Annotated in this window: 19 protein-coding genes; 10 read left to right on the forward strand and 9 right to left on the reverse strand. The window is 63.3% G+C overall.

Annotated features, from left to right (window positions below):
* Positions 1-11: 11 nt before the first annotated feature.
* On the forward strand, positions 12-698 hold the full coding sequence (mnmC2, locus tag QKW60_RS18170) for a tRNA (5-methylaminomethyl-2-thiouridine)(34)-methyltransferase MnmC2 (protein WP_282370775.1): 687 nt from the start codon (positions 12-14) through the stop codon (positions 696-698).
* On the forward strand, positions 695-1,567 hold the full coding sequence (locus tag QKW60_RS18175) for a DMT family transporter (protein WP_282370776.1): 873 nt from the start codon (positions 695-697) through the stop codon (positions 1,565-1,567). The genes mnmC2 and QKW60_RS18175 overlap by 4 nt, the downstream gene beginning before the upstream one ends.
* Before the next feature lie 84 nt (positions 1,568-1,651).
* Here QKW60_RS18175 and QKW60_RS18180 read toward each other — a convergent pair whose 3' ends face one another.
* Together QKW60_RS18180 and QKW60_RS18185 are read right to left on the reverse strand one after the other, a co-directional pair.
* Complete coding sequence (locus QKW60_RS18180; protein ID WP_282370777.1) at positions 1,652-2,539, reverse strand: M8 family metallopeptidase; 888 nt, start codon at positions 2,537-2,539, stop codon at positions 1,652-1,654.
* Between the two features lie 243 nt (positions 2,540-2,782).
* Positions 2,783-4,723: a lytic transglycosylase domain-containing protein gene (locus QKW60_RS18185; protein ID WP_282370779.1), complete on the reverse strand. Its 1,941-nt coding sequence runs from the start codon at positions 4,721-4,723 to the stop codon at positions 2,783-2,785.
* A gap of 149 nt (positions 4,724-4,872) precedes the next feature.
* On the opposite strand from QKW60_RS18185, the gene dapA reads away from it, so the two are divergent.
* Positions 4,873-5,748 (forward strand): 4-hydroxy-tetrahydrodipicolinate synthase, encoded by an 876-nt coding sequence (gene dapA, locus QKW60_RS18190; RefSeq protein WP_282370781.1) that lies wholly within the window; start codon positions 4,873-4,875, stop codon positions 5,746-5,748.
* A 237-nt stretch (positions 5,749-5,985) separates the two neighbouring features.
* The gene (locus QKW60_RS18195) at positions 5,986-7,638 is read left to right on the forward strand and encodes an amidohydrolase (protein WP_282370783.1); all 1,653 of its coding nucleotides are present in this window, start codon (positions 5,986-5,988) and stop codon (positions 7,636-7,638) included.
* A 16-nt stretch (positions 7,639-7,654) separates the two neighbouring features.
* On the opposite strand, the gene QKW60_RS18200 is transcribed toward QKW60_RS18195, so the two are convergent.
* Complete coding sequence (locus QKW60_RS18200) at positions 7,655-8,947, reverse strand: HlyD family type I secretion periplasmic adaptor subunit (protein ID WP_282370785.1); 1,293 nt, start codon at positions 8,945-8,947, stop codon at positions 7,655-7,657.
* Positions 8,944-10,680 (reverse strand): type I secretion system permease/ATPase, encoded by a 1,737-nt coding sequence (locus QKW60_RS18205; RefSeq protein ID WP_282370787.1) that lies wholly within the window; start codon positions 10,678-10,680, stop codon positions 8,944-8,946. Before QKW60_RS18205 ends, QKW60_RS18200 begins: the two co-directional genes overlap by 4 nt.
* 158 nt (positions 10,681-10,838) lie before the next feature.
* Between QKW60_RS18205 and QKW60_RS18210 the strand changes: the two genes are divergently transcribed.
* Both QKW60_RS18210 and QKW60_RS18215 read left to right on the forward strand, forming a co-directional pair.
* The gene (locus QKW60_RS18210) at positions 10,839-11,585 is read left to right on the forward strand and encodes an MlaA family lipoprotein (RefSeq protein WP_282370789.1); all 747 of its coding nucleotides are present in this window, start codon (positions 10,839-10,841) and stop codon (positions 11,583-11,585) included.
* On the forward strand, positions 11,575-12,180 hold the full coding sequence (locus QKW60_RS18215; protein WP_282370791.1) for an MlaC/ttg2D family ABC transporter substrate-binding protein: 606 nt from the start codon (positions 11,575-11,577) through the stop codon (positions 12,178-12,180). The genes QKW60_RS18210 and QKW60_RS18215 overlap by 11 nt, the downstream gene beginning before the upstream one ends.
* Positions 12,181-12,254: 74 nt before the next feature.
* Here the strand turns inward: QKW60_RS18215 and QKW60_RS18220 are convergent, their stop codons facing one another.
* Positions 12,255-14,453: a transglycosylase domain-containing protein gene (locus QKW60_RS18220; RefSeq protein ID WP_282370793.1), complete on the reverse strand. Its 2,199-nt coding sequence runs from the start codon at positions 14,451-14,453 to the stop codon at positions 12,255-12,257.
* A 248-nt stretch (positions 14,454-14,701) separates the two neighbouring features.
* Here QKW60_RS18220 and QKW60_RS18225 point away from each other — a divergent pair, with 248 nt between their 5' ends.
* Together QKW60_RS18225 and QKW60_RS18230 are read left to right on the forward strand one after the other, a co-directional pair.
* Positions 14,702-15,040, forward strand: coding sequence for a P-II family nitrogen regulator (locus QKW60_RS18225; protein ID WP_282370794.1), 339 nt, complete (start codon positions 14,702-14,704; stop codon positions 15,038-15,040).
* A 23-nt stretch (positions 15,041-15,063) separates the two neighbouring features.
* Positions 15,064-16,377, forward strand: a complete 1,314-nt coding sequence (locus tag QKW60_RS18230; RefSeq protein ID WP_282370849.1) for an ammonium transporter — start codon at positions 15,064-15,066, stop codon at positions 16,375-16,377.
* Positions 16,378-16,512: 135 nt separating this feature from the next.
* Here the strand turns inward: QKW60_RS18230 and QKW60_RS18235 are convergent, their stop codons facing one another.
* From QKW60_RS18235 to smpB, 4 genes are all read right to left on the reverse strand, one after another.
* The gene (locus QKW60_RS18235) at positions 16,513-17,091 is read right to left on the reverse strand and encodes a hypothetical protein (protein ID WP_282370795.1); all 579 of its coding nucleotides are present in this window, start codon (positions 17,089-17,091) and stop codon (positions 16,513-16,515) included.
* 70 nt (positions 17,092-17,161) lie between these two features.
* A complete protein-coding gene (locus QKW60_RS18240; protein WP_282370796.1) occupies positions 17,162-18,343 on the reverse strand; it encodes an amino acid aminotransferase in 1,182 nt (393 codons plus the stop codon).
* Positions 18,344-18,358: 15 nt separating this feature from the next.
* Complete coding sequence (sseA, locus tag QKW60_RS18245) at positions 18,359-19,210, reverse strand: 3-mercaptopyruvate sulfurtransferase (RefSeq protein WP_282370797.1); 852 nt, start codon at positions 19,208-19,210, stop codon at positions 18,359-18,361.
* A 70-nt stretch (positions 19,211-19,280) separates the two neighbouring features.
* Positions 19,281-19,751 (reverse strand): SsrA-binding protein SmpB, encoded by a 471-nt coding sequence (smpB, locus tag QKW60_RS18250; protein WP_263739976.1) that lies wholly within the window; start codon positions 19,749-19,751, stop codon positions 19,281-19,283.
* A gap of 154 nt (positions 19,752-19,905) precedes the next feature.
* Here smpB and QKW60_RS18255 point away from each other — a divergent pair, with 154 nt between their 5' ends.
* Both QKW60_RS18255 and QKW60_RS18260 read left to right on the forward strand, forming a co-directional pair.
* Complete coding sequence (locus QKW60_RS18255; RefSeq protein ID WP_282370798.1) at positions 19,906-20,355, forward strand: ion channel; 450 nt, start codon at positions 19,906-19,908, stop codon at positions 20,353-20,355.
* On the forward strand, positions 20,352-21,149 hold the full coding sequence (locus tag QKW60_RS18260; protein ID WP_282370800.1) for a pyrroline-5-carboxylate reductase family protein: 798 nt from the start codon (positions 20,352-20,354) through the stop codon (positions 21,147-21,149). Before QKW60_RS18255 ends, QKW60_RS18260 begins: the two co-directional genes overlap by 4 nt.
* Positions 21,150-21,241 lie beyond the last annotated feature (92 nt).

Consider the following 21,241-nt stretch of genomic DNA (forward strand, 5'->3'; position numbering starts at 1 on the left):
GGGTATGGCAGATGAGCCTAAAGGACCAGAGCGAGAAGGTCACATGGCGCGACGGCGGCACGCCGGTGTCGTCCCTGTTCGACGACCCCTATTTCTCGCTCGCCGACGGTCTGGCCGAAACCCGGCATGTCTTTCTGGTCGGGAACCACCTGCCCGAGCGGTTCCGCGAAGGGTTCCGCATTGCCGAACTGGGCTTCGGCACCGGGCTGAACCTTCTGGCAACGCTGATCGCGTGGTCCGGGGCCGGAATCAAGGGGCGGTTGTCCTATACGAGCTTCGAGGCGTTCCCGATGCCCGCCGATGACATGGCGCGGGCACTTGCCACCTTCCCCGAACTACTGGAGACGGCAGAACCGCTTCTGGCCGCGTGGAAGGAGGGAAAGCGTCGCTTCGCCCTCGGAACCGTCGATGTCGAGGTGATCGTGGGCGACGCGCGTGCGACGCTGCCGGACTGGCGCGGCAAGGCCGATGCATGGTTCCTCGACGGTTTCTCACCCGCCAAGAACCCCGAACTGTGGTCCGAAGACCTGTTGGCTGAAGTGGCACGTCACTCTACGCCGGGCGGCACCTTCGCCACCTATACCGCCGCAGGTTTCGTGCGCCGGGGATTGCAGGCGGCGGGGTTTCAGGTAGAGCGGGCCAAAGGCTATGGGCACAAGCGGCATATGAGTCGCGGGATATTGGACGAGGCGCGATGAACGACCAGAGCTTCCGCCTCGGCGCGATCCTGATGACCGCGACCAGCTTCGTCTTCGCCATGCAGGACGGCATCTCGCGCCATCTGGCGAGCGAATACAACGTCTACATGGTGGTGATGATCCGCTACTGGTTCTTCGCGATCTTCGTGATGACGGTCGCTTCGCGCAAGGCGGGGGGCATCCGGGCGGCGACGAAGACGCATTTCCCCCTGATTCAGATCTTCCGGGGCGTGCTTCTGGCCGCCGAGATCTGCGTGATGGTGACCGCCTTCACGCTGCTTGGCCTTGTCGAAAGCCATGCTGTCTTTACCTCTTACCCGTTGCTTATCGCAGCCCTCTCCGGCCCGGTACTAGGCGAAAAGGTCGGCTGGCGACGCTGGACAGCGATTGGCATCGGCTTTGTCGGGATCCTGATCATCCTCGAACCCGGCTACCGCGTCTTTTCGCCGGAGGCGCTTGTACCGCTGATTGCCGCCCTAATGTTCGCGCTTTACGGGCTCCTGACCCGCTACGTTGCACGGAAGGACCGTTCATCCGTCAGCTTTTTCTGGACCGGTGTCACGGGCGCCGTCGTCATGACCGCCGTCGGGATGTTCCACTGGGAGCCTATGGTCCCGCGCGACTGGGCGTGGATGGCCTTGCTGTGCTGCACGGCGGCCGGGGCGCACTGGCTGATGATCCGCGCGCTGGAAGTGGCCGAGGCGAGCGCGATTCAGCCCTTCGCCTATCTGCAACTGGTCTTCGCCACGGCACTGGGCATGGCAGTCTTCGGCGAAGTGCTGGAGCCGAACGTGGCCATCGGCGCGGTTATCGTGGTGGGTGCGGGCCTCTTCACGCTCTGGCGTGCGCGGGTCAAGGCAACGCGCTGAAGCACTGCATCTGGCGGCGGGGCACCAAGTGCGTCCGATGTTCAGACGCGGCCTGGCCGCAACTCAATTGCAAACGTCCTCGGGTCAGACAACGGCAAAATCGTCGATTGTGTAGCTTGCCGAAAGATCGACCGCTAAGGCCAGCTGCGCACCGACTATGTCATCGATCGAGTACCCAAGATCGGACAGGGCATCGAGTGTCATGTCCGAAAGGTAGTTGCCATTGGGATTGAACACGGTCGTCATCAGTTCGTCGCCATACACCTCTTCGCTCCAGTGGCCGAGGCTGCCTTCGGTTTCAACCAGAGGGTTGCCGCCATTCGCATCGAGCGCACCGCCGATATATTCGATGATCGTCTCACCATCTTTCGGATTGCGCGTGCTGAGGTCGGGGACAAACACCGGATCGGTGAGCAGATCGCGAACGCCTGGCACGTCCCAGAGTGTTCCGAACCCCATCACATGCAGGATTTCATGAAGTGCGAGGTCGTCGAGCGTCCCGAGCGCCAGAAGGCTGTCAATGTCGTTCGAGTCGACGATGATCTCTCCTGTCACCGGCAATCCGTCTGGCGTCGTATTGTCGGATGATCGCACCGACGTCGGACGGCCCTGCGCCAGAGTGCCGCCAATAGTGTCGATATCACTGATCGAGACATTTATGACCAGGTCATCCACCGATCCGTCTTGTGTCAGGCCTGCAGTGACGAGTTGCGAAAGATAATCCGCCGCCGCCGCAAACGCGTTCATCAAGTCAACTGTCCAGCCGTCGCCAATAAAGTTGAGTTGAATGTTGAAATGATCCGTCGTGGTGTCGTCAACAGCACCGCTCGTATAGGTGCCTGTGACGTCTGTATTGCCGCCTCCATTTCCGGGCGGTCCGCCGGGTTTTCCGCCGTTGCCGCCACGCGCGGCGTCCCAGTCGAATTGGAATTCTTCGTGAGATAATTCATGCGGCAAAAATGTTGGTTTCACCGGTTTGTCCCTCCATCACGAACAATGCTTTGCGGGTTCGTTCACTTATCGCGGAATACTGACACAGATCGGTTTTAAACGATGTGCGAAAACCGAATGCGCAGATTATTCACTCAATTACGTCGATAAAATGACGATTACCGCGCCGTTGTTTCCTGCATGGATACAGACGCGTTTCGGATGATTAAAACATCCGTCGCGACGTGGATAACAACGCTGAGTGTGGATTTCGGGCCGAAAACGTCAACGCCCCTTGAGCTCCTCAGTGAAACTGAGCGGTCCTGTCTGTCCCGTCAGACGCGCACGATAGATCGGCAGGCTTTCGGCCACGCGCATCACATAGGTCTGGGTCTCGCGGAAGGGGATCGCCTCGATCCAGTCGATCGGGTCAACACCTTCTGCGCGGGGATCGCCCAGTTCCGAGATCCAGCGCCGCGAGCGACCCGGCCCGGCATTGTAGCCGACCGCCACCAAGAGCGGCGAATTGCCGAACTCGTCCACCAATTGGTCCAGATAGGCCGCCCCCAGCCGCGCATTGTACTGCCAGTCCGTCGTCAGCTTCGACTTCTCGTAGCTGACGCCGATCTTCTTGGCCATCATCTCTGCCGTCCCGGGCATCACCTGCATCAGCCCCCGCGCCCCGGCATGCGAGATGACGCGGTGATTGAACTCGCTTTCCCGCCTAGCAATCGACAGCGCCAATTCCGGTCGCACCGGCAGGTCCAACCCCGAAAGCGCGGGCACCGGGAAATAGGCCGTGGGCCAGATCACGCCTTTTTCGGCCGCAGCCTTGGCGAGAGACAGCGCCACATAGGGTTCCTTTGCCTCGACCGCCATTCCGGCGAGCGCACCGATCTCATAGCCCGAAAGCCCCTCGCCCAGATGCAACAGGAAGCGGGCGGCGAGCGTTTCATCGCCCGCCGCCATCAATTCCCGCGCGGCCAGCAGGACCGAAGACTGCGCGAAAGGCTGGCTGCGCCAGTCCGGATAGGCCTCGCCCCCCGCCATCGCGGGCGACAGCGGCAGGCCGACCTTTTCGGCCGATAGTAGCCCGTAGAAAGCCGTCGGATAACGCGCGCCTTCGGCATAGGCGGCCTGTGCCTCGCCCGGCATTCCCAGTTTCTCATAGGCGCGGCCGCGCCAGTATCCGGCGCGCGACAGGCTGATCGGGCCATTCACGGCCCGCTGGAACCGGTCGAAATGGGCAAGCGCGGTTTTTGCATCGCCGAGCTTGCGCAGGGCAATGTAACCCGCGAGCCATTCCAGATCGGCGTAGTCCGAACCCGATCTCAGATGGTGCTCCGCCGCCATCCGGTAGGCGCGCCGCGCGTCGCCCTCGCGCATTTCCTTGCGGGCCAGACGTCGGCGCCAGTCAGCCCATTGATCCGGATCGCCAAGGGCTTCGGCACTGACCGACCGTTCCAGAAGAAGTTCATCGGCGCTGTCATAAAGGTCCTTGCGGATGCGCCAGCGGAACCGGTCATAGGCCAGCCCGCCTGAATTCACTGCCGTTTCCGGCAGCTTTGCAATCAGCCCGTCCACGCCGGGATCGCTGGCCTGAAGGGCGATACGTGCCTCGGCCAGCGCGCGGGTATAGGCGCTGTTCAGGGGCAGCATGCGGCGGGCATCGGCGACCTTGCCCTCGCGCAGAAGCATGGCAGTGCGGCCATCGTGATGGTCTTTCAGGATCGTGGCGTGGCGGGCGACGAAAAGGTCATGTTCGGCCCCGCTCAGCGAGAGCGTCCGCCAGGCGCGCACCGCTTCCTCGGCCGCGGCCTGGCCCTGACCACGCGCCTGATGGGCGGCGATCAGCGCGAGGCTGCCCATCCCGGTCTGCGGTTTCAAAGCCGAAAAATAACTTATGATCGCATCGGCAGAGGTGTCAGCGGTGATGGCGCCCTCGCCCCTTTGCCGCAGAAACGGTAGTCCCGGCCAGTCGGGGTAACTCTGAAGGAACGTGACATATTCGCCGAACGCTCCGTTGCCGTCGCGCAAGCGTTCCCAGTCGATCACCGCTGCGGCCAGAGGCCCGGCCCTGCGGGCCTGCGCCACCGCCGAAACCCAGTCGCGCTGGTCGGCGGCGGCAAGCGCCGCGCGGAACCCCGCCGGATCATCGGCACGGGCCGTCACGGGCAGAAGGAGGGCCAGCGCAAAGGGCGCGGCACGCAGGGCATTGCGGATCATGTTTATCACTGCTTCGATTGGTTTTTTCCAAGGATATGGGCCCCCGCCCGCCCCCGCAACACACAAACTTGGCAACGGCAGACAATCGCTATAGGTTCCGCGCGATTTCAACCGGGCGAGTCTCGCCCGCCACACCAAAGGAGCGTGTCATGTTCAAAGGGTCCTTCCCAGCCCTCGTCACGCCGTTCAAGAACGGCGAGCTGGATCTGGACACGCTCAAGAAACTCGTCGAATGGCATATCGCCGAAGGCAGCCACGGGCTTGTCCCCGTCGGCACGACCGGTGAAAGCCCGACGCTTTCCCATGAAGAGCATATCCGGGTGATCGAAGAGGTGGTCAAGGCCGCCGCTGGCCGGATCCCGGTGATCGCCGGGGCCGGGTCGAACTCGACCGAGGAAGGGATCGAACTGATCCGCGGGGCAGAGAAGGCCGGCGCGGATGCGGCGCTTGTCGTGACGCCCTATTACAACAAGCCCACGCAGCGCGGGCTTTACGCGCATTTCAAGGCGATGCACGACGCGTGTACCCTGCCGATCATCATCTACAATATCCCCGGCCGGTCGGTCGTGGATATGAGCCCCGAGACGATGGGAGAACTGGCAAAACTGCCGCGTATCGTCGGGGTCAAGGACGCGACCGGCAAGATCGAGCGGGTGAGCCAGCAGCGCGCGCTCTGCGGCCGCGATTTCATCCAGTTGTCGGGCGAGGATGCGACCGCTCTTGGCTTCAATGCCCATGGCGGAGTCGGCTGCATCTCGGTCACCGCCAACGTCGCGCCGAAACTCTGCGCCGAGTTCCAGGAAGCGACGCTGGCGGGGGACTACGCCACCGCGCTTGCCTATCAGGACCGGCTGATGCCGCTGCATGAGGCGATCTTTATCGAGCCGGGCCTTGCGGGCGCGAAATACGGGCTGTCGCAGCTTGGTCTGTGCAACGAAGACGTGCGCATGCCGCTGACCACGCTCCTGCCCGAGACCAAGGCCAAGATCGACGCAGCCATGCGTCATGCCGGGCTGGTGAACTGATCCAATGCTTGCGGACGGTCGGGCGGGTCTCAACCCGCCCATCCTGAATACCCTCCCGCTTACCGGGCGCGAGACGTGATTTTCGGACACAGCACCGCAGCCCGGTTCATGGGCTACAAGACACTGTTTCAATTGCACGAATATCTGTAGGCTGCGGCTCGGCCCGGCTTCTTACCTGCCGCCCTGACACGCGGGCGGGGAACCGGTCTGTCCAAACCGTCCCGCAAGAGGCCTGCCATGACACCCGACCTGATCCTTACGAATGCACGTATCCTGACGATGAACCCGGCCTGTCCCCGCGCCGAGGCGGTTGCCGTTTCCGATGGCCGCATCATCGCAGTGGGAAACCGTGCCGAAATCGAGAGGATGGCGCTTACGGATACCGAGGTCATCGATTGCGGCGGATCCACGCTTCTGCCGGGTTTCTTCGAAAGTCACCTGCACCTTTTCTTCGGCGGCGCTGAACTCGCTCATCTGCAACTGACGCATGTGGAAGGCGAGGATGCGCTCGCGCGGGCGTTCCATGCCTTCGCGGCGGCCAATCCCGATGCCCCTCTTCTGATGGCGCAGGGCGGGCATTACGCGATCCTCGACCATCCGATGACCCGCCATGACCTTGACCGGATCATCCCTGACCGCCCCATCGCCATCTGCGCGCATGACCATCACACGGTCTGGGCCAACACCGCCGCGCTTCGGGTCGCGGGTATCCTTGAGGGCGCGGAGATGCCCCACGGGCACGAGGTGGTGATGGGCGAGGACGGCCTTGCCACCGGCGAACTCAGGGAGTTTGAGGCGTTCGGCCCGGTCATCGCCATCGGCGGCGAAAAGCGCCCCAATCTCGGCATCGCGACGGGCGAAGAACCCTCGCCCTGGCCCACCGAAGCCGAACAAGCCATCGACCGCGCCAAGATCGCCAATGGCCTCGCCCACGCGGCGAAGCACGGCATCACCTCAATGGTGAACATGGACGGCAATCATTATACACTTGACCTGCTCAGGGGGTTGCAGGCCGAGGGCAAGCTGACCGCCCGGGTCAAGGTGCCGTTCCATTTCAAGCCGAATATGGACCTTACGGCGCTCGATCGTGCCGATGCGATGACCCGCGACTTTGATGACGACTGGCTGACCTCGGGTTTCGTCAAGATGTTCATGGACGGGGTGATCGATTCAGGCACCGCCTTCCGGCTCGATTCCTACCCCGGACGGCCCGGCTACCACTCCGAACCGCTGTTCCCCGGCCCGCGATTCAATGAGATCGCGACCGAAATTGACCGCCGAGGCCTGCAGATCGCCGTCCACGCGATCGGCGACGGCGCAGTCCGAACCACGATTAACGGCTACGAGGCCGCACAAAAAGCCAATGGAAAGCGCGACAGCCGCCACCGGATCGAGCATATTGAGATGATTGACCCGTCTGATATTCCTCGCCTCGACGCACTCGGCATCACCGCCTCGCTGCAACCGCCTCACGCACCCGGGGCGATGGATTTCGCGATGTTCCCAACGCTCGACGTCATTGGCCGCACACGTTGGAATGACATCTACCTCTGCCGCACACTGGCCGAGGCCGGCGCTCCCCTGGCATTCGCCTCGGATTGGCCGGTCACCGACATATCGGTGATGCGCGGCATCGGCGCGGCCCTGAACCGGCCCGCCTTCGAGGGTGCAGAGGATCAGCGCGTTCCCCTGATGCAGGTACTGCACGCCTACACCGCAGGCGGTGCCTGGGCCGCGCATCGTGAGCATGTGACCGGTACGCTGAAAACCGGCCTCGCCGCCGATATCGTCGTTCTGTCCGGCGATATAGAGACGACCGCACCAGATAAGGTCAGCGCGATGGAGATTAGGCTGACGATCTGCGGCGGCCGGATAACATATCGCGGGTGACTAACTGTCGTAGAGTTCAGCTTTCGCGGAAGGCGCGGTTGAAATACTCCGCGAGCGGCTTGATGAGATAGGCCAAGGGCGTGCGGTCGCCGGTGCGGATGAAAACCTCGACCGGCATTCCCGGGATGATCGCCTGACCGGCAAGCTTGTCGAGCTCGTGAGGTTCCAGCACGACCTCGGTCCGGTAGTAGCTGAGCTGGCTCGCCTCGTCGGTCAGCGCGTCGGCCGAGATACGGGCGACCTGACCGAAAAGCTCGGGCGTCGTGCGGCTGTCGAAGGCCGAGAAGCGCAGCGTCACTTCCTGCCCGATTTGTATCTCGTCCACGTTGATTGGCGATACGCGGGCGGCGATCACCAGCGGCCGGTCCTGCGGCACGAGGAAAAGAACCGGATCGGCGGCGCGGATGACCGAGCGTGGGGTGGTCACCTGAAGCGCATGGACGATGCCCGAGACCGGCGCGCGGATCTCCAGCCGGTCGATCTGTTCGATCAGGGAACGGCGGCGTTCGGCAAGTTCCAGTTCGCGGTAACCCAGATCGCGAAGCTGGCTGTTTGCCTCTTCCCGCCGTGTGCTGCCGCGCTTCAAAATCTCGATGTCGATTTCTGTGACCTTGCCCTCGGCCTCAGCCTTGGCGGCGTCAAGCTCCCCCGCCGTTCCGGCAAGCCGCGCCTTTTCGCGTTCCAGCGCAAGCACCCGACCGGCCTGGGTCAGCCCCCGGTCCAGCAGCGTTTGAAGGTCGGCCAGTTCCTCGCCGATCAGGCGCAGCTGGTCGTCGGCCGAGGCCCGCTGGGCAGCAATCCCCTCGATCTGATTGGCGATCTGGCCACGGCGGCGCTGAAGCTGGTCGATCTCGTTTGCCTCGGTCTCGCGCCGCGATGCAAAGAGCCTTTCCTGACCTTTCATCAGCGCTGCTATCTCGGATCGTTCGGCGCTGGTTTTCCGCAGCTCCTCAGGGAAGGCGATGGTCTCGGTGTCGTCGCGTTCGGCCTCCAGCCGTCCGCGTCGGGCGAGGATCTCGAAAAACTGGCCTTCGACGATGGTAAGTTCCGACCGAAGGAGCGTGCCGTCGAGACGCAGGAGCGGCGCGCCGGCCGCCACCAGATCGCCGTCCTTGACGAGGATTTCTGCGACCACGCCGCCATCGGGATGCTGGACAACCTGACGGTTCTGCTCCACCTCCACCTGACCGCCGGCGACAACGGCACCGGCGATCTCGGTCGTCACCGACCAGAGGCCGAAACCGCCGATCAGGAGGGCGAGTGCCACGCCACCAAGCAAAAGCGGGCCGCGAACCGATGGCGTCGTCATGACACACCCCCCTGCCCTTTGGCGCGGGTGATTTCACTGGCGTTCTTGACCATGGTCTTCAGCACCTCGTCACGCGGACCGTAAGCCCGGCGCAGCCCGCCGTCGAGGATCATCAGATCGTCGCATTCCTGAATGGCCGCCGGGCGATGGGCCATGATCAGGACCGAGCGGTCCTCGGCCTTCATGGCCTTGATCGCGGCGTTCAAGGCCATGGAGCCTTCATTGTCGAGGTTGGAGTTCGGCTCGTCGAGCACAAGGATCACCGGGTCGCCATAGAGGGCGCGGGCAAGGCCGATGCGCTGAATTTGGCCACCAGACAGCCGACCACCGGCCTGGCTGACGCGCGTATTGTAGCCCTCGGGCAGGTCGAGGATCATCTGATGGGCCGCAGCCTTCTGCGCAGCTGCGACAATGGCCGCGTCATCGGGGGCCTCTTCCAGCCGGGCGATATTCTCGGCGATCGTACCGTCGAACAACGTCACGCGCTGCGGCAGGTAGCCGACATAACGGCCAAGCTCGTCAGGGTCGTACTGATCAAGCGTTGCGCCATCCAGCCGGACCCAGCCGCCGGCGGGACGCCACACACCGGTCAGCGCGTGGGCAAGCGTCGATTTCCCTGCACCTGAAGGTCCGATGACACCCAGCGCCTTTCCCGGTTCCAGACGGAACGAGACCATGCGCAGCGAGGCCGCCGACTGGCCCGGCGGCACGACGGTCAGCTGGTTGACCTCCAGCATCGCACGTGGCTTCGGCAACGCGGTGCGCTGCGGCTGCGGCGGCACGGCGGACAGAAGCGCGGCAAGACGGCGGCGACCTTCTGAGGCGCGCTGGACAAGGGCCCAGCCGCCGATTGACTGTTCCACCGGTGCCAATGCCCGTCCCATAAGGATCGAAGAGGCGATCATCGCGCCCGGTGTCAGTTCACCCTTCAACACCAGATAAGCGCCAAGGGCCAGCATCGCCGATTGCAGGAACAGCCGGAAGGTTTTCGAAAACGTCGTGAACGTGCCTGACCGGTCCCCCGCCGAGACGGTCTGGGTCATTGCCTCGGCCCGTGCCTTGGCCCAGCGGACAAAGCTCGTCCCCCGCATGCCGAGGCTCTGGATCAGGTCTGCCTCATCCCTGAGCTGGTCCGAGAGACGGTCGGCCTGCTGGCTGGCGGCCGTTGCGCCAAGAACCGCGCGGCGCGTTGTCGACTGGTTGGCAAAGGTCGTGGCGATCAGCACCGCACCACCAGCAATAGCAAGAAAGCCGAGCCAGGGGTGGAAGATGAAAACAGCCGCAAGGAAAACCGGCGCCCAGGGCATGTCGAAAAGAGCAAGAAAAACCGGAGAGGCCAGCAATTGCCGGATCGCGTCAAGATCGCGCAGGCCCGTCGCGGCAACGGGATCGCCGGGATGAAGCGCGCTGCGTTGAAGGACGGCCGAGAAGACCCGCGCCTCCAGAGCGGATTGATACCGCCCGGCCGCCCGCGCCATGACCCGCCCGCGCGCCAGATCGAGAAGACCCATCATGGCGAATAGGAAGGCCACGAGAGCGAAGAGCGCCAGCAGCGTCTCCTCGGACCGGCTGCCCAGCACCCGGTCATAGACCTGCAGCATGAAGATCGGGCCGGTCAACATCAGGAGGTTGACGAAAGCTGAAAAGAGCCCGACGGCCCAAAGCAGCCCGCGCTGCTCGGCCTGCGCGGCCGAAAGCTCCTCGCGCCCCCGGCTGAGGTCGGTCTGCACCATGTGACACTCCTGCCTTGGCGGATTTCCCGCCGAACCGAAGCCTTCTCCGGTCTGTTACTTGCAACCGCTCCTTTCGGCTTTTAAGCCTTAAGAACGGACATTCTGCCCCGCCGTCGATTATTCGGAAAGATAGAAAGAAAATGATCGGAAATCCATTGATGAGTTTTTTTGACAGGCGGGGCGTTGCCGGAGTGTCGGCGGCAATCCTCTTGCTGGCCGGGGCGTGTTCGGCACCCGAACCTGGGTCCGAGTTCAACGACCCCCATGAGGCACATAACCGCGCCGTCCACGAAGAAAACTTGGCGATGGACCGGGCACTCTTTGGCGGGGGCAAGCCTGACAAGAAACCGCTTTTGCCGCAGCCGGTGGCGAACACTCTTGGCAATGTCGCGGACAATCTCGGCACACCAAGCGATGTGGTAAACAACGTGCTTCAGGTTCGGCCAAAGCCCGCACTGACCAATACTGTGCGCTTTGTGGTCAACTCGACCGTCGGTATCCTCGGCCTGTTCGATCCCGCAACAGCAATGGGCATTTACGCCGACGAGACCGACTTCGGCGAGACACTCCATGTCTGGGGCGTCCGTGAGGGTGCTTATCTTGTCGTGCCGGTGGCCGGCCCCACGACCGAACGCGATCTGGCCGGAAAGGTCGTCGACGCGATCATTGATCCGGTGGGTGCCCTGACCGGCCCGCCCGAGAGCTACTATATCGGCGCGGCCAAGCTCGGGGGGAAGGTCGCGGATCGGCAGCGATATGGCGATACGATCGATTCAATTCTATATGAAAGCGCAGACAGCTACGCTCAGATGCGGCTTCTTTATCTGCAGAACCGCCATTTCGAGCTTGGCATAGAAGATGAAGCCGATGTGTTCGATCCGTATGAGGACCCCTATGCCCAGTGACCTGACCCGCCGCAACCTCATGATTGGCCTGCCCGCCAGTGTCGCGCTGGCCGCGCTTCCTCATGGCGCGTGGGCGTTGAATACCGGTCAGGCCAAGGCGCTGGTCGATCAGGTCGTGGGAGAGGTCAATGCGGTCATTGCCTCGGGCAAGTCCGAATCTGCGATGTTCAAGGAATTCGAGCGGATTTTCGTGCGCTATGCCGATGTCCGCTTCATCGCGCAAAGCTCGCTCGGACCCGCCGGTCGCAGTGCCTCGAAATCGGACCTGAATGCCTATGTCAAAGCTTTCCAGGGCTATATCTCGCGCAAATATGGCCGCCGGTTCCGCGAATTCATCGGCGGCAGGATCGAAGTGCAGGAAGCGCGGCCTTTGAAGAGCTTCTTCGAGGTGCGCTCGGTCGCGCATCTGCGCGGACAGGCGCCGTTCCGGCTCGACTGGCACGTCTTCGAGAAGTCCGGCAAGAAACTCTTCTTCAACATCATCATCGAAGGCGTGAACATGCTCGCCGCCGAACGGACCGAGATCGGGGCGATGCTGGACAAGCGCCGGGGCGATATCGGCGCGCTGGCAGCAGATCTTCAGCGCGCGGGCTGAGTCTGCGCGCTCCTCGTGCGCCGTCAAGCGGGCTTCTCATCGCGACGAGCAGGCGTAGCCGCATGAGGAGCGGTTCAGTTCCGGTTGCCGAGGATCGCGTTCAGCAGTTCGAGTATGGGATCATTCTGACGGCGACGTTGTGGGGCGGGTTGCTGCGGCATCGGCTGGCCTTGCGCGATCGGGCCTGAATCATAGGTCTGCTCCTGATAGACTGGAGGCGGCAGTTCTTCGGGCCGGATCATCGGCAGTGGCGTCGAAGGCAGGTCGGCCTCGATCCGCACCATAACTTCATGCCAGATATCGGCGGGCAACCCGCCGCCGGTGACGCCGGTCAGTGGTGTGTTGTCGTCATTGCCCATCCAGACGCCGACCACGTAATCGGCGGTAAAGCCGATGAACCAGGCATCGCGGTAATCCGAGGTCGTGCCGGTCTTGCCCGCCGCCTGATGCCGGTCAAGCAGCGCCCGCCGCCCGGTGCCGCGTTCGATCACCTGGGTCATCATATAGGTCAGCTGCCGCGCCGCGTTTTCCGAAATCACCCTCTCGCCGATGCCGCCCTCTTGCCCCATCAGCGCTTCGTCGTCGCCCTGAATGCGCAGTTCGATCAACCCGTAGGGCCGGACCGATGAGCCGCCGTTCAGGATACCCGCATAGGCGCCCGTCATCTCCAGTAGCGTCGCGCCGGACGACCCGAGAACAATGGCCGGGCCCTGCGCCAGATCCGATTTCAGGCCGAAATCACCCGCGACCTGACGCACCGCCTCAAGCCCGACGGCCTGACTGACGCGCACAGTGGCAGTGTTGATCGAATGCGTCAGCGCATCGGTCAGCGTGATCATGCCCCGGAACTCTGGGGTGTAGTTCTTGGGTGTCCACTCGCCCGATCCCTTGACGTAGAGCGTGATCGGCGCGTCATCGACATAAGAATTCATCGTGTAGCCAAGGTCGAGCGCCGCGGCATAGACGAATGGTTTGAAGGTGGAACCCACCTGTCGCAGCGCCTGCGTAGCCCGGTTGAACGCGCCCGAGACCTGCGTCTTGCGCCCACCCACCATGGCACGGACCGCGCCGTCGGCCGACATCACCACGATTGCGGCCTGCGCCACCGATCCTTCCTTGACCTTGGTGTCGAAAACATAGGCCAGCGCGTCTTCGGCCGATTTCTGAATATCCTGATCAAGCGTCGTCTTAACGATCACATCCTCGGTCGTGTCCTGCGTCAGATAGGCGGGGCCTGAGTCCATCACCCAGTCGGCGAAATAGCCGCCCGCCTTGGCCTCGGCCGCCTGCGAAAGCCGGGCCGGGCTGTCGATGGCCTCCTTGTATTGCAGATCGGTCAGATAGTCCTGATCGTGCATCAGCCCCAGAACCACCGACGCGCGGTCCTGCGCCTTTTGCAGGTCCGCCGTCGGCGCATAACGGGACGGTGCCTTCAGAAGCCCTGCAAGCATCGCCGCCTGCGCAGGGTTCACCTCATTCGCCGACTTTCCGAAATACCGCTGGGCGGCAGCCTCGAAGCCCCGCGCGCCCGCGCCGAGATAGGCGCGGTTAAGATAGAGCGTCAGGATATTCGCCTTGCCGTATTTCGCCTCCATCGCGAAGGAGAAGGGTACTTCTTTCAGCTTGCGCCATTTTGACGACACACGGCAGTCGGCCTCGTAATCGGCCTCGCTCTTCCAGACCTTGGGATCATAGGGGACTCCGAGGCAGATGAGCTTCGCCACCTGCTGGGTGATGGTCGATCCGCCGTTGCCTTCCAGCGGCCCGCGCCCTTCGCTGAGGTTGATGCGGATGGCCGAGGCGATACCCCGGGGCGAAATGCCAATATGGCGATAGAACCTTTTATCCTCGGTCGCGATGATGGCGTTCTTGAGATAGGGGGACACGGTGTCGGAAGCGATTTGTCCGCCGAATGTCTCACCCCGCCAGGCATAGACTCGGCCCTCGCGGTCAAGCATCGTGACCGAGCCCTTGGTCCGGGCGTCGATCAATGTCTCCAGCGGGGGAAGCTGCGCGTAGTAATACAGCGTGAACAGGCCGACAATGATCGCACCCATCGCGCCAAGTCGCCAGCCGACCCCCCAGATGGCGCGCCAGATCAGCCGCACCAATCCGGTGACCAGCCGGACCGGCCAGCTTGCCTTGCGCGCCGCCCGGCGCGGTTTCGCTGTCCGCACCTGTTTTGGCGCGGCTTTCGGCTTTGCCTTGGACGCGGCCTTCGCATAGCGCCGTTCGGCGATCAGAGGGGGTTTTTTCCCGCCCGTTTTGCTCATTGTTCCGAAAACCCGATACTGCTCTGGGGCGCGACCATACAGGCATGGCGCAGGAATGTGGAGCCGTGCCGGTTCACGTTTCGCTTCACCCGCTGCCCAAAAAAGCGGCAATCCGCCTGAATCCTGCCAATGAACCGGGATTCTCCAGATTCGCCCCGCCCTTAAGGGTCGGAAATCTTGTCATGCTGCACCGCAGCGTTTCCGCTGGCGCCGAGGCCCGCGACGGGCCGTCTCATAAGGAGAGGGATGTGAAATACATCATAGCGGCGATCAAGCCCTACAAGCTCGACGAAGTGCGCGAGGCGCTGACCGCAATCGGCGTCCGAGGCATGATGGTGAGTGAAATCAAGGGCTTCGGCACTCAGTCAGGACATACCGAGATCTATCGCGGCGCGGAGTATGCGGTGAATTTCGTGCCGAAGATGAAGCTGGAAATCGCGGTCAGCGCGTCCCTTGCCGAAGACGTGATCGCGACCATCGCCAAGGTCGCGAAGACCGACAAGATCGGCGACGGCAAAATCTTTGTCCTCGACCTGAAAGACGCCTTGCGCGTCAGGACCGGAGAGACCGGGGAGGACGCGCTGTGAGCGATAATTTCAAGGGGATGACGATGATGAAATCTGTAGGTCTGGCGGGGCTGCTCGCCACGCTGTCGGCACTTCCGGCCTTCGCGCAGGAAGCGGCGGCGGAGGTAATGGACAAGGGTGACGTGGCTTGGATGATGGTCTCCACCCTTCTTGTGCTCTTCATGATCCTGCCGGGGCTCGCGCTGTTCTATGGCGGGCTGGTGCGGTCGAAGAACATGCTGTCGGTGCTGATGCAGTGCACGATGATCACGGCGATGGTCATGGTGATCTGGGTGATCTACGGCTATTCCTTTGCCTTCGGTGGCGGGACGGGGCCGTTCTTTGGCGGGTTTGGCAAACTCTTCCTCGCAGGTGTCACGGCTGACAGCATGGCCGCGACCTTCACCGATGGCGTGGTGATCCCGGAATATGTCTTCATCGCCTTCCAGATGACCTTCGCCGCGATCACACCCGCGCTGATCGTCGGGGCCTTTGCCGAACGCATCAAATTCGGCGCGGTGATGCTCTTTTCCGCGCTCTGGGTGACGGTGGTCTATTTCCCGGTTGCCCACATGGTCTGGGACGGCGCGGGGCTGATCTTCAACATGGGTGCGCTTGATTTCGCCGGCGGCACGGTCGTGCATATCAACGCCGGTATCGCGGCGCTGGTCGGCGCCTACTTTGTCGGTCCGCGCATCGGGCTTGGCAAGGATATGATGGCGCCCCATTCGATGACGCTGACGCTCGTGGGCGCGGGCATTCTCTGGGTCGGCTGGTTCGGCTTCAACGCAGGCTCCAACCTTGAGGCCAATGGCGGCGCGACACTCGCCATGATCAACACCTTCACCGCGACGGCGGGCGCGATCCTGGCCTGGGCCGGGCTTGAGGCTGTGCTGCGCGGCAAGGCTTCCATGCTCGGCGCGGCTTCGGGTCTGGTTGCGGGGCTAGTCGCCGTGACCCCGGCGGCTGGGTCGGTCGGGCCGGTCGGTGCCATCGTTCTGGGCGCGATTGCCTCAGGCGTCTGCTACTTCTTCGTCGCCGTGGTGAAGAACAAGATGGGCTATGACGACAGCCTCGACGTCTTTGGCATCCACGGGATCGGCGGCATCATCGGCGCAATCGGCACGGGCATCTTCACCGCGCCCGGCCTCGGCGGCACCGGTGGCGAGGACTATGCGATGGCGGCGCAGACCTGGATCCAGATCCAGGCGGTGGTGATCACCATCCTGTGGTGCGGTATCGCCTCGGCAGTGCTCTACTTTATCGTCGACAAGACGATCGGCCTGCGCGTTGCCAATGATGACGAGCGCCGGGGTCTCGACCTCACCTCGCACGGCGAAAGCGCCTATCACGCCTGAGCTATCCCCCGGGGCGCGGTGCCGCCTCGGGAGTATTTGGTCAATGAAGAAGCAGGGGTGGTTGCCCCTGCTTCTTTTTGTGGGGCGGCTGAAATTCCAGCACCGGGAATCCGACGCCTGAATGAAAGCGCCCGCTCACCGGCAGCGCAGCGACACGAGTTTCAGTTTTCGCTCGAGCCCGGAGGCCATGGTATAGGCCGCGCCTACGGCAGCCATTTGTGCCGGGACTGACCGCTGCGCATAAAGACCGGTTGCTTGCTTGATGTCCCCGGCCTCCAGCAGCGGCACCATCGAATGACCGATCGCAACGATTTCTTCCGCGCTGGTTTCTATCTCTGAAAGCCGCGCCGCGGCGTCTTCGTCCAGCGGCAGACGGCGGCCGGCAAACAGCATGGCGTGGATGGCGCTCTGACCCTTGTCCATGCGTTTCCCGAGAAACCCGGTAGGGCCGAAGAAGCCGCCGTCATCCATGCTGCTGATGACGATGCCATGATCGACCTCGAGGATCGCCTCGGATTGGGCCTGCATGAGGGTCGCGACCTCCAGCTGCAACTTGCGGAAGACAGCGACGGATGCGTGCTGGTTCGCGAGGTGCTGCGGCTCGCATTCCGCCGTTTGCGCGGTCGCACGGATGGGCGTCAGGCTTGCTCCCGCAGAGAGCAAGACAGCTGCGAGACAGACCAACAAGCGCGTTACACGCGGATTGCGTTTCATTTGGACACCCTCCCCTGATGGCTTGGTTCACCATATCACAGAAGGGGGCGTCTACCTTGTGGACGCCGGATCAGATCCCCACGTCGATGATCGCGCGGGCGAGGATCGGCACCGTCTTGGCGTTCAGACCGGCAATGTTTAGGCGGGAATCGCCCACCATGTAGATGCCGTGTTCAGTCTTCAGCCGCTCCACCTGTTCCGGTGCCGCACCGAGGCGCGAGAACATGCCGCGATGCTGGGCGATAAAGCCGAAACGGTCGGAGCCGGAAGCTTTCTGCAGCTCTTGGGCAAGCTGTTCGCGCAAGGACAGCATCCCCAGCCGGACCTCTTCCAGTTCATTGGCCCAGTCGGCCCGCAGGGCGGGGTCGTTCAGGATCATCGTCACCAGCCGCGCGCCGTGATCGGGCGGGAAGGAGTAGTTCTGGCGGTTGAGATAGGCGAGCGTACCCTGCGTGACCTCGCGGTTCGCGGGGTCCGACAGCGCGATGAGCGCACCGGTGCGTTCGCGGTAGATGCCGAAATTCTTGGAACACGAGGCGGCGATCAGCACCTCGGGCAGACGCGAGGCAATCAGCCGCACGCCGGTCGCGTCTTCTTCCAGACCGTCGCCGAAACCCTGATAGGCGATGTCGATCATCGGAGTTGCGCCGGTCTTTTCCAGCAGATCGGCAACGGCCCGCCATTCCGGCCCGGTCAGGTTCGCACCGGTCGGGTTGTGGCAGCAACCATGCAGCAGGACCACGTCGCCCGCCTTCGCCCCGGCAAGATCAGCCATCATGGCGGTGAAATCGACCGCGCGGGTGTCATTGTCGAAATAACGGTACATCTGAACCTTCATGCCCAGATGTTTCAGGATCGACAGGTGGTTGGGCCAGGTCGGGTCCGAAACCCAGACCGTGGCATCGGGCGAGGCCATGCGGACCAGCTCAAATGCCTGACGGCAGGCGCCGGTGCCGCCCGGTGTCGCGACGGAGGAGATGCGGTCGGCCGAGACTGCGTCGCCAAGGACCAAAGCCGCCATCGCGGCGTTGAATTCGGGCTCTCCGGCAAGGCCGGTATAGGACTTGGTGGTCTCAACCTCCCAAAGCTGCTTCTCGGCCGTCTTCACCGCCCGCATGACCGGGGTCACGCCGTCCGCGTTCTTGTAGACGCCGACGCCGAGGTCGATCTTGTCTTTGCGGGGATCGGCCTTGAACTGGCCGATCAGCATCAGGATCTTGTCCGCCGGTTGCGGTTTCAATGTGCCCAGCATGGCGATGCTCCTCAGTTAGCCGGTGACGACCTTCAGGTCGCCATACATGCCCCATTCAGCCCAGGACCCGTCATAGAGCGCGTGATCGCGCTTGCCGATCCGCTCCATCGCAAGCGAGAGGATCGCGGCGGTAACGCCCGAGCCGCAGGTGGTGATCGCGGGTTTGGTCAGGTCGACGCCTGCCTCGGCGAAGACCTTCTTAAGATCGTCCGGGCCCTTCAAAGTATTGTCGCCGTTCAGGACCGCGCGGAAGGGGACGTTCTTTGAATTCGGGATATGACCAGAACGCAGCCCCTTACGCGGCTCCTCCTCCTCTCCCCGGAAACGGGGGGCGCCGCGGGCGTCGACGATCTCATAATCGCCGAGCTTGGCGGCGGCGGCGACTTGAGTGACGTCCTTCACCAGATGCGCCTGACGGCTGACGGTGATGTGGCGGTCGCGCAGAACCGGCGGCATGTCTTCCGTGGGCCGCCCCTCTGCCTGCCATTTCGGGAAACCGCCGTCGAGAACGGCGACATCGGTCTTGCCCATCAGGCGGAAGGTCCACCAGACGCGGGCGGCGGAAAAGAGGCCCGCGCCGTCATAGACCACGACCTGATGACCGTCGCCCACGCCCATCGCCCGCATGCGCGAGATGAACTTTTCCGGCGGCGGGGCCATATGCGGCAGGTCGGAGCGCTGGTCGGAAATCTCGTCGATATCGAAGAAGCGCGCGCCGGGGATGTGGGCGGCCTGGTACTCGGTCTTGGCATCGCGACCCATGTCGGGAAGATACCACGAAGCATCGAGAATCCGAAGGTCAGGGTCCTTCAGATGGGCCTGAAGCCATTCTGTCGATACCAGCGTTTTCGGATCGTCCCCGGACATGGAAGCCCCCCTTCATGGATGTCCCAGCATTATCCGGGTGGGGCGGGCGGGTGCAAGCCGTTATGCCCGCCTATCCCTGTTTCAGCAGGCGCTCTTTCTGCCGGTTCCAGTCGCGTTTCGCGCTAGTTTCGCGCTTGTCATGGGCCTTCTTGCCCTTGGCCACGCCGATCTTGAGCTTCACCATGCCGCGATGGTTGAAATACATCACCAGCGGCACGAGCGTCATGCCCTCGCGCCCAACTGCCTGCCAGAGTCGCGACAATTCCTTTTTGGAAACCAAGAGCTTGCGGCGCCGCCGCTCCTCGTGCCCGAAGACACCGGCCTGCTTGTAGGGCGCGATATAGCCGTTGATCAGCCACAGCTCCCCGTTCTCAACCGACGCGTAGCTGTCGGCAATATTCGACTGGCCGGTCCGGAGCGACTTCACTTCGGACCCGGTCAGCACGATGCCGACCTCGAGATCGCTCTCGATGAAGTAATCGAACCGCGCGCGGCGGTTTTCGGCGATCACCTTGTAGTTGGGGTCTGATTTCTCGGCCATGGTCGGGCAGAGATAGGCGAGGCGCGGGCCCAAGTCCAGATGCGCCGATGCGGCGCGACATTGTCCGTCTTCCCTGCGTATGGCATCTGTATGGCATCCGTCCCGACACTGTACCGACGCATGGCGGGGGCGGCAGGACCGGAGACACGAGCAGATGCTTATCCAGATTGGCCTTGGGACCGCCCTGATCCTGCTGACGATCCTGATCGCGGGGTTGGCCTTCTGGGCGCTTGAGGTCCTTCTGAACCGGACACGGCCCTGGCTGATGCAGGAACCGCACCGCCCGAAACTGGCACTGGTGCTGTCGATCACGGTGGTCTGGATTCTGGGTACGGTCACGGCAGGCGTCTGGATCTGGGCCTTCGCGTTCCGTGCGCTTGGCATCTTCGCGACCATGGAAGGTTCAGTCTATTTCGCGCTCGTGGCCTTCACCACGCTCGGCTTCGGCGACATCCTTTTGCCGGTCGACTGGCGACTTCTGGGCGGCATGGCGGCGGCGAACGGGCTGCTGTCGATGGGATTGATGACGGCTATGCTGATCGAGGTGCTGCGGCATGTGCGGCTGGGCCAGATGGAAATGCGCAGGAAGGGAACCGAGACATGATTACGGGCAGGCTCGGCATCGTCGGCGGCAACGGGCAATTGGGCAGCGCGATCGCGAAGGGCCTGCTGAAGGCAGGCGCAATCGCGCCCGAGGCGCTCTGGGTCTCGTCGCGGTCGGGGCGGGCGGAGGCTTTGGCCGACTGGCCCGGCATCACGGTGACGACCGACAATCAGTCCCTTGCCGAGGCCTGCGACACGATCCTGATGTCGGTCCCACCCGCCGGGTTCGGAAAGGTCGGGATCACGGCGCCCGACCGGCTGGTCGTGTCGGTCATGGCCGGGGTCACGCGCGCGAGGCTCGGCACCGAAACCGGCGCGGCGCGGGTCGTGCGGGCGATGTCGAGCCCGGCTGCCGCCGACCGGATGGCCTATTCGCCGTGGATCGGGTCTGCCGCTGTCACCGATGCCGACCGCGAAACTGTTCGCGCGCTCTTTTCAGCCATCGGTGAGACTGACGAGTTGAGCGACGAGGCCCATATCGACCATTTCACCGCGATGACCGGGCCGGTACCGGGATTCGTCGCACTCTATGCCGATTGCATGATCCGCTATGCGCGGGCGGCGGGAATCGCGCCGGAAACCGCGGAACGCGCGGTCCGGCAGCTCTTTCTGTCCAGCGGCGCGGTCTTGGGCACGAGCCCCGAAAGCCCGGTCGAACAGGTGCGGGCGATGGTGGACTATGCCGGAACGACGGCGGCTGGCCTTCTGGCGATGGAGCACGCCGGGCTGGAAGAGGTTATCGCCACCGGCCTTGATGCGGCAGTGGCGCGGGCAAGGAACATTGGCACGGAGTGATCCGGCGGGGTTTGCGGCCGTGGCATCGGAAACCCGGCTTCTGGTGTTTCCGCTCACCATCCCGTTGCGGAGCGGAAAGTACCTGTCCGGGT

Source organism: Albidovulum aestuarii (genome assembly GCF_029961185.1).
GTDB lineage: Bacteria > Pseudomonadota > Alphaproteobacteria > Rhodobacterales > Rhodobacteraceae > Albidovulum > Albidovulum aestuarii.

What these genes read in the sequence shown, in the direction of transcription:
- QKW60_RS18230 (WP_282370849.1), top strand. Translation starts at nt 15,064, where the DNA reads ATGATGAAATCTGTAGGTCTGGCGGGGCTGCTCGCCACGCTGTCGGCA.
- QKW60_RS18235 (WP_282370795.1), bottom strand. Translation starts at nt 17,091, where the DNA reads ATGAAACGCAATCCGCGTGTAACGCGCTTGTTGGTCTGTCTCGCAGCT.
- QKW60_RS18210 (WP_282370789.1), top strand. Translation starts at nt 10,839, where the DNA reads ATGAGTTTTTTTGACAGGCGGGGCGTTGCCGGAGTGTCGGCGGCAATC.
- QKW60_RS18175 (WP_282370776.1), top strand. Translation starts at nt 695, where the DNA reads ATGAACGACCAGAGCTTCCGCCTCGGCGCGATCCTGATGACCGCGACC.
- QKW60_RS18260 (WP_282370800.1), top strand. Translation starts at nt 20,352, where the DNA reads ATGATTACGGGCAGGCTCGGCATCGTCGGCGGCAACGGGCAATTGGGC.
- QKW60_RS18195 (WP_282370783.1), top strand. Translation starts at nt 5,986, where the DNA reads ATGACACCCGACCTGATCCTTACGAATGCACGTATCCTGACGATGAAC.
- QKW60_RS18185 (WP_282370779.1), bottom strand. Translation starts at nt 4,723, where the DNA reads ATGATCCGCAATGCCCTGCGTGCCGCGCCCTTTGCGCTGGCCCTCCTT.
- QKW60_RS18215 (WP_282370791.1), top strand. Translation starts at nt 11,575, where the DNA reads ATGCCCAGTGACCTGACCCGCCGCAACCTCATGATTGGCCTGCCCGCC.
- QKW60_RS18200 (WP_282370785.1), bottom strand. Translation starts at nt 8,947, where the DNA reads ATGACGACGCCATCGGTTCGCGGCCCGCTTTTGCTTGGTGGCGTGGCA.
- sseA (WP_282370797.1), bottom strand. Translation starts at nt 19,210, where the DNA reads ATGTCCGGGGACGATCCGAAAACGCTGGTATCGACAGAATGGCTTCAG.
- QKW60_RS18220 (WP_282370793.1), bottom strand. Translation starts at nt 14,453, where the DNA reads ATGAGCAAAACGGGCGGGAAAAAACCCCCTCTGATCGCCGAACGGCGC.
- mnmC2 (WP_282370775.1), top strand. Translation starts at nt 12, where the DNA reads ATGAGCCTAAAGGACCAGAGCGAGAAGGTCACATGGCGCGACGGCGGC.
- dapA (WP_282370781.1), top strand. Translation starts at nt 4,873, where the DNA reads ATGTTCAAAGGGTCCTTCCCAGCCCTCGTCACGCCGTTCAAGAACGGC.
- QKW60_RS18240 (WP_282370796.1), bottom strand. Translation starts at nt 18,343, where the DNA reads ATGCTGGGCACATTGAAACCGCAACCGGCGGACAAGATCCTGATGCTG.
- smpB (WP_263739976.1), bottom strand. Translation starts at nt 19,751, where the DNA reads ATGGCCGAGAAATCAGACCCCAACTACAAGGTGATCGCCGAAAACCGC.
- QKW60_RS18205 (WP_282370787.1), bottom strand. Translation starts at nt 10,680, where the DNA reads ATGGTGCAGACCGACCTCAGCCGGGGGCGCGAGGAGCTTTCGGCCGCG.
- QKW60_RS18255 (WP_282370798.1), top strand. Translation starts at nt 19,906, where the DNA reads ATGCTTATCCAGATTGGCCTTGGGACCGCCCTGATCCTGCTGACGATC.